Here is a 6,820-nt window from a genome sequence, read left to right as displayed (position 1 = left end):
TGATCGATTACGTCGAGGATTTCGCCGAGCTGGGCCAGCATTACCACCAGCCCTTCGGCAGCTATTCCTCGGGCATGCGCTCGCGGCTGGCGATGGGCGCCAGCATGGGCATCCATTTCGACACCTATCTGGTCGACGAGGTGACCAGCGTCGGCGACGCCAATTTCCGCGCCAAGTCGCAGCGCGTCTTTGCCGAGCGCATGGCCCGCTCCTCCGCCATCGTGGTCAGCCATTCCATGCCGATGATCCGCAGGATGTGCACCATGGGCGCCGTCCTGCACCACGGCCGCCTTACCCTGTGCACCGACCTCGAGGAGGCCATCAGAATGCACGAGGAAATCCTCAGGGTCCCCCCAGACACGCAGGACGAATGAGAACCAAGGGGCACGAACAGCCACACCCATCACCAAAAAGACCGACGTGACGGGGGCGGCTTATCGAATTGCTTGGAAGCGTCGCGCCCATCGGGCGGATTTCGGTAGCGGGAAGCTTGGCCCTAGCCGGTCATTTGTTCCCCATATGTTCCTGATCTTGCCAATTGGCAATTTTCTCAACTGCCGTAATGTTGGCGAAGAAACGCGTCGAGGGCAGCCCTCAGATCGCTCTCGGCGATCGTGGCAGGAAACTCCAGACGGATCTTCTTGCCACGCCGCTCGACGGCCATGCCGTTCTTTGTCCCCTCGAACGGGTTCGCGTCCTCGGCAGGATTCGCGCCATAGGCCGCGGCCTTGAGCCGGGCGAGAATCCTGGGCACCGGCACATAGGCCCCCTGCCCTGCCCGCGCCCGAACCTGCTCGGCGGCAATGCTGGCGGCTTCGGCCAGCACCTTGTCTTCCGCATCCTGCAGAAGCGGCCGCACGCTGCGCGCGTGAAGCTCCTTGATCTCGGTGATCTGCGGCCATGCCTCGACCACGACCTGCGGCAGACGGGCGAGATAGAGATAGCGCGAAAGCCATGCCTCCGAGACCTCGAGTCGCGCCGCCATCGTCTTTTGCTTGCCGCCGTAATAGAGTTCGAGCGCTTGCAGATAGTCGCGCGCCCTTTCGTAGTCGCTCAGATCGGCCCGGTCGCGATTCTCGATATCGGCAAGGCGGAACGCCTCTTCGTCGGTCAGGTCGCGCACCTCGACCAGATAGCGGAACTGGGGATAGTTGTTGGCGCGTAGCCAGCTGACGGCGAAATGCCGGCGCGCGCCGCAGATCACCTCGTATTCAGCCCCCTGCCCTGCCGGCAGCCTGCGCACGATGGCCGGAAATTCCTGCTGGCCCTGCGCCTTGAGGCTGTCGATCAGGTCGCGGCAGTTCTCTTCGGTCAGCAGGTCATAGGCGCGGTTGTGGCGGCTCCACATCACGCAAGCGGCCGGATCGACCCAGCGCAGCACCTTTTCCTCACGCTCGCCGCTGTCGGCCAGCGCGTTCTGCCGCTTGAGGAAACGTGCGCCGCCCCGATCGGCCGCGGCCGGTGCCGAAAGATCCTTCAGCACATCGTCGAAAATCGCATCATGGCGCTTGCTCACAGCAGGCCCTCCTTGCGCAGTTGGCGGTGATGGCTGGGCCAGGTCTTGCGGATCAGCAGCTCGACCTCGCGCCCGACCGCATCCAGATAGGCGCGGCAACGCTTGTGGGTTTCGGTCCGCGTCGCGGGCCCGGTCAGTTCATAGACGGTCATCAGATTGGCGGTGGCGTTGTCGATCTCGGCCGAATCCTTCAGCGATGCGCTCAGCATGTCCTGCGGAAAGACCGCGTCCATCATGCGCTTGATCGCCTGATGCGCCGATTTCTGGTCGTTCATCTTGGAGGTCAGGATCTTGACGAAACTGTATTCGCGCGCACCGCCATGGCGGGCCAGTTCAGCCAGCGTGGATTCCATCATCTTGAGGAAATGCGCGGTCGACGCGAAGTCGATATTGTTCGGCGGCGCCGGGATCAGCAGCGCATTGGCCGCGCGCAGCACCGAGAGCGACAGCATCCCCAGGGCCGGCGGCGGGTCCAGCAGGATGATGTCGAACTGATCGGCGATCGAGGCCACGCCCTCGCGGAGCCGGTCCAGGATGAAGGTCGGGTCGCGCGCCATGCGGGCGGCGAACTCATATTCCGCGTCATAAAGCCCCAGATTGGCAGGAATCAGCGCAATGCCCGGCCAATAGGTCGCCCGCAGCGCATAATGCAGCGTCTTGGGGCCGCCATGCTGCAGGAAGGGGTAAAGCGTATCCTCTTCCTCATCGACATCCACATCGGGGTTGAGACCGAAAACCGCGGTGGTCGAAGCTTGCGAATCGCAATCGATCACGCAAACCCGGTAACCCTTGAGCGCGAAATGCTGCGCCAGATGCACGACAAGGGTGGACTTCCCTACCCCGCCCTTGAAGTTCTGCACGGCCATGACCAGCGGCGGGTCTTCGGGCGCGCGATGCGGCAGAGTGCCGAAAACCTCGCGCATCCGGTTCACCTCGGCCAGCGTGTAGCCATGCCGGCGGTTCGTGGCGGCATCCTTGACAGGTTCAGGCAGCCTGCCGTCGGTTTCGGCATCTCGGATGGCCTTTTCGGACCGACCGACCATTTCCGCCGCAGTGCGGACGTTGAACAGCAATTCAAGTTGCTTTTGGGTTCCGGGCGCAAAGACACGCTCGCGCAGGCGTTCGATCACGGTCGAGGCGCGCTGGCTCAGCACGGCAAGCTCTTCCAGGGTGACGGGGGGGACAGCTGGATTCATGGGATGACTTTTCTGCTCGTTTGCGGTCACTATGTCGAAAGCGGCCCGATCCGTAAAGTTCGGATTTTCGGGGGCGGATCTTCAAAAAGCGATAGTTGCCCCATGAGTGTCTCATGACCGGAAGTGATGGGCGCTTTGCCGGATCTTACTGAGGTTTTCCATCGAAGCCATCCCGATTTGTAAGGCTTTCAGGAGCAGCCATGCCGTCGGCAACCATCAAACCTGTGGAAAAACAACCAAACCCTTGGTTCTGATTCATGGATTCACGATTCAGGAACCCGAAAGTCTTGATATCCATGCGAAATCAGGCGTTTCTCTTACGGATTGGGATGTATCGCGCTACTTTCCGGGATAGGAGTCCCTACGGATTGGGTGCGCTGGCATTACATGTCGGGTGAGTCCGTAGCCTTACAGATTGGGTGAATCGCGCATCTTCGCGACAGGGGCCAAAATTATGCAGTGAAAGCAAGACACTGCGAATCAGTCTCGAAGGGTGCGTCCGCCTGGCGCTTACATTTTGGGTGAGGCCCGCGCGGAAGCCGGCCACAGGCTTGAAATCTTACGTCCTTTCCGATACAAAAGTAAGCAATATGGGGTAGGGGAAGCATGGCTGAGTCGGCGATTCGAACGGTCGAGGCGCGTCCGAATGCGGACAGTCTGATCAAGCCGGGCGAGCTTGTCGACCTCATCGAGGTCACGCCCCTGACGTTGAACGACCGGCGCATCTATAACCAGCTTCTGGAGAACGCCTGGGAAGCGATCGACAAGCCGGTGACGCATGTCATCGCGAAATCTGCGCTGCGGGGCAGCCATAACTCGAATGACCGTGTCGGCGAAAGCCTTGAAAGGCTGATGTCGGCCATCGTGAAGGTCGCGGTGATCTGGGATGGCGAGCCGGCGATCGAGCGGGTGCAGCTTTTGGGCGGCAACCTGGAAAGCGGCAGAAGCGACGGGCTGCTGGAATATGAGATCCCCGCACGGCTTCGCAAGATCATCCGCAACAGCCAGGTCTTTGCCCGATTGCAGCGCGAGGTGATGTTTGCGCTGTCCTCGAAATACGCGCTGACCCTTTACGAGATGGTGCAGAAGCGCGGCAATCTGCGCTGGAAGGCGTCGGAGCGTTTCACGCTCGAGGCACTGCGGGGAATCATGGGTGTCCCGAAAGGTAAGCTTTCGTCCTGGTCGAACCTGAAGCTGCGCGCCATCGACCCGGCGGTGGCCGAGGTGAACGCGCTTTCCGACTACATGGTCGAGATCTCTCCGATCAAGACCGGGCGCGCCGTGACCCATGTCGAGATGCGCTGGTGGCGCAAGGATGGCGATGCCAGCGGCGCAGCGGACCGGGCGCTGCAATTCTCGAAGGTCGGAAGGCGGGTCAAGGCTGAAGGCAGGACCGAGCAGGTCGCGGTGGGGCAGGAGGCGCGGCCACGCCCGGGTTGGCTGGATTCTCGCGGACCAGCCCTGCAAACGGCGACATACGAGACGGCTCGGCTACGTCACCCGGGCTATGATATCTATTTCGTCGAGGGCGAATGGCGCAGCTGGATGGCGGGCAAGGAGCCTGCGAAGGATCCCGACCGCGCCTTCCTGGCATTCTTCCGCAGCTATGCCGAAAAGAACCCGCTTTAGAAAAATTGCCAATTGGCAATTTCCGTCTTGCCAGCATTCATGGAGCCTGCCGGCCAAGGATCGCCTGGATCAGAGATCCATCGCATGGCAGGGCAGGGGTTAACCGCATTTTGGGCTGTTTCTGCGGATTAAAAGTCTATCAGATTGAAGACTCGCCGGAATGCGTCGCAGGAAAAATGCTGCTCAGGCGTTCCTTTTCCCTATTATGGCACAGAAAAGCCCAACGGCAATACCCTGATTCGCGGCGGCGGATGTTGTGCCGACCGGCCGCCGTCGAACATTGCATCCCGTCCGGCAAGGCCAGGATGCCGGGGTTACAGCCGCGTCTGGGTCACGCTTGCGCTGTCCCGATGCCAGGCCAGCGTCTGCGGTCGCACCTTGGCCAATGCCTGCACCAGCATTCCGGTGATCGCCGCTTTCAGCAGGTCGCCGGGAATGAAGACCGCGATCAGCGTGAAGGCTTCGGCCAGGCTCTTGCCGCTGACGATGGAAAGCCCGGTGGCGCCGCAGATATAGAGGATCGCGATCCCGCCAAAGACCGCACCCAGCCCCGCCGCAAGTCCGGCCGAGCGCAGCCGGACATGCTCGACGAAGAAGCCGGTGGCAAAGGCGGCGACCGGAAAGCCAAGCGCGAAACCCGCCGTCGGTGCGGCGAAGGCGCCAAGCCCTCCGCGTCCGCCCGCCAGCAGCGGCAGGCCGAGTGCCACCAGCAGCAGGAACAGCCCCGCAGCCGCAGCGCCACGCCGCGCGCCCAGTACCGCACCGGCCAGCATGACGCCCAGCGTCTGCGCCGTGATCGGCACGCCGAAGCCAAGGGTGATCTGCGGCACCAGCCCCAGCGCCGCGATCATCGCGGCGAAAAGGGCGATCTGGGCGATATTGCGTTCCATTGTGGTCTACTCCTGTTGCTGCGGTCCAAGGGCGCCGCCCCGCGCCCGCAAAGCTTCGCCGACATGATCGGCGTCGTCCAGTGCTTGCAGGGTCAGCGGCAGGATCAGCCGCCAGCCGGGACGGCGGCGGGAACGGGCGCGCCATGCCTCGGCCAGCGTTTCGGCGCGGGCGACGAGAACCGGCGTGAAGCGGATGACCAGCGGGATGGCGATCTCCAGAACCCCGGTCGGCAGGCCCAGCCGGCGCAGCGGTGCGGTCAGGCGGCGGACCAGATCGACCATGTCCTCCAGCCCCGTGGTCATGGTCACCAGATTGGCCAGTGCGATCAGCGTGACCATGCGCAGCGTGATCAGCAGGCCCATCCACATGTCGCCGCTGATCGCATGCCAGGCCAGCAGGACGACGACAAAGGGCAGCACCACCCGCAGGCTGCGCAGCCCCGCGCGCAAGAAGGCCGGCCCCGGCGCGGCGTAAAGCGCCAGCACCGCGACCGCCGCTGCGCCAAGGATAGGGATATCCTGAACCATGAACAGCCCGGTCGAGGCCAGGCACAGCGCCCCCAGCTTCAGCCCCGCCGGCCAGCGATGGGCGCGGGTCTCAACCGGCGAGGTCAGCGATATCATCAAGGTCCCCCAGCCGGATCATCTCGGCGGTGAAATCGGGCAGCAGTGCGGCAGGCGTGCCTTGCGCGACGATGCGGCCCCGGTCGAGCCAGAACAGCTCGTCGCAGCCCTCCAGATCGGATGGCTCATGCGAGATGTGCAACAGCCGCGTCTCGGCCCGATGCAGATAGCGGCCCAACTGGCGGCGTGTCGGTATGTCCAGCCCGGCATAGGGCTCGTCCAGGATCAGCAGCCGGGGCCGCATGGCAAGCACCGCCATCATGCAGACCAGGTGCTTCTGACCCTGCGACAATGCCGAGATCGGCGCGTCCCGCCAATGCGGCTTGTCGAAAGAGCGCAGCACGGCTTCGACCCGCGCGGCCGCTTGTGCCTTGTCCAGCCCCTGCTGGCGCAGGCCGAAGGCGATCTCTTCGGCAACGCGGGGAAAGATGATCTGGTGCTCGGGGTTCTGGAACAGGATGCCGACGGTTTTCAGCGCGGCGCGGCGGTCGCGAAAGATGTCGTGGCCGCCGATGCGGACCTGGCCGCTGCTTGGTTCCAGCAACCCGGCGAGCAGCCGCGCCAGCGTGCTTTTGCCCGAGCCGTTCCGGCCCACCACCCCGATGCGCCGGGCCGAGGAATGCAGCGTGATGCCGCTCAGCACCGGACGCCCTCCGGCTTCATAGCCCAGATCGTCCAGCCGGATGGCGAAATCTGCCGTCTCACACCGATGCAAGCAGAGCCTCCTTTTCGGCCTTGTCCCCTGACTGTGCCCCGGATGAGTGAAAACCGCGGCGGGTTGCAACCCCGAACGTCCCGCTGGTGCCGGTCCTTGCCCGGAAAATCGGTTGCGGGGCAGGGGGCCTGACGCCGGCTGGCACGGTTCGGGGCGGGTATAACGGCATGATCGGGTGCGGCGTGTCGCCGACGGCCCGGTCTGCATTGCCGAGCCGGCGAAGGATGAGGCTTGCAGATGCAAGCCCCTC

6 protein-coding genes and 1 pseudogene are annotated in these 6,820 nt (G+C 63.5%); 2 read left to right on the top strand and 5 right to left on the bottom strand.

Features of this window, described 5'->3' with window-relative positions:
• Positions 1–374 (top strand): annotated as a pseudogene (locus QPR87_RS14570) (ABC transporter ATP-binding protein); the annotation flags it as partial.
• Between the two features lie 176 nt (positions 375–550).
• Here QPR87_RS14570 and QPR87_RS14565 read toward each other — a convergent pair.
• Both QPR87_RS14565 and QPR87_RS14560 read right to left on the bottom strand, forming a co-directional pair.
• Positions 551–1,516 (bottom strand): ParB/RepB/Spo0J family partition protein, encoded by a 966-nt coding sequence (locus QPR87_RS14565; RefSeq protein WP_011751254.1) that lies wholly within the window; start codon positions 1,514–1,516, stop codon positions 551–553.
• On the bottom strand, positions 1,513–2,712 hold the full coding sequence (locus QPR87_RS14560) for an AAA family ATPase (RefSeq protein WP_104492874.1): 1,200 nt from the start codon (positions 2,710–2,712) through the stop codon (positions 1,513–1,515). Before QPR87_RS14560 ends, QPR87_RS14565 begins: the two co-directional genes overlap by 4 nt.
• A 606-nt stretch (positions 2,713–3,318) precedes the next feature.
• Here QPR87_RS14560 and QPR87_RS14555 point away from each other — a divergent pair.
• The gene (locus QPR87_RS14555) at positions 3,319–4,341 is read left to right on the top strand and encodes a replication initiation protein (RefSeq protein ID WP_011751252.1); all 1,023 of its coding nucleotides are present in this window, start codon (positions 3,319–3,321) and stop codon (positions 4,339–4,341) included.
• Positions 4,342–4,655: 314 nt separating this feature from the next.
• On the opposite strand, the gene QPR87_RS14550 is transcribed toward QPR87_RS14555, so the two are convergent.
• The 3 genes from QPR87_RS14550 to QPR87_RS14540 are packed head-to-tail and all read right to left on the bottom strand — an operon-like array spanning position 4,656 to position 6,570.
• Positions 4,656–5,231 carry a biotin transporter BioY gene (locus tag QPR87_RS14550; protein WP_011751251.1) on the bottom strand — a complete coding sequence of 192 codons (576 nt, stop codon included), beginning with the start codon at positions 5,229–5,231 and terminating at the stop codon, positions 4,656–4,658.
• 6 nt (positions 5,232–5,237) lie between these two features.
• Positions 5,238–5,855, bottom strand: coding sequence for a CbiQ family ECF transporter T component (locus tag QPR87_RS14545; protein ID WP_285049984.1), 618 nt, complete (start codon positions 5,853–5,855; stop codon positions 5,238–5,240).
• Positions 5,830–6,570 (bottom strand): energy-coupling factor ABC transporter ATP-binding protein, encoded by a 741-nt coding sequence (locus QPR87_RS14540; protein ID WP_285049983.1) that lies wholly within the window; start codon positions 6,568–6,570, stop codon positions 5,830–5,832. Before QPR87_RS14540 ends, QPR87_RS14545 begins: the two co-directional genes overlap by 26 nt.
• Between the last annotated feature and the right edge of the window lie 250 nt (positions 6,571–6,820).

The organism is Paracoccus sp. SSJ (assembly GCF_030234105.1).
Classification (GTDB): Bacteria; Pseudomonadota; Alphaproteobacteria; order Rhodobacterales; family Rhodobacteraceae; genus Paracoccus; species Paracoccus denitrificans.
Note: the sequence above shows the minus strand (reverse complement) of the source record. Positions and strands in the feature narration are given on the sequence as shown.

Bases quoted from the DNA above. Each gene is read 5' to 3' on its own strand.
- QPR87_RS14560 (WP_104492874.1), bottom strand. From the start codon at position 2,712: ATGAATCCAGCTGTCCCCCCCGTCACCCTGGAAGAGCTTGCCGTGCTG.
- QPR87_RS14550 (WP_011751251.1), bottom strand. From the start codon at position 5,231: ATGGAACGCAATATCGCCCAGATCGCCCTTTTCGCCGCGATGATCGCG.
- QPR87_RS14545 (WP_285049984.1), bottom strand. From the start codon at position 5,855: ATGATATCGCTGACCTCGCCGGTTGAGACCCGCGCCCATCGCTGGCCG.
- QPR87_RS14555 (WP_011751252.1), top strand. From the start codon at position 3,319: ATGGCTGAGTCGGCGATTCGAACGGTCGAGGCGCGTCCGAATGCGGAC.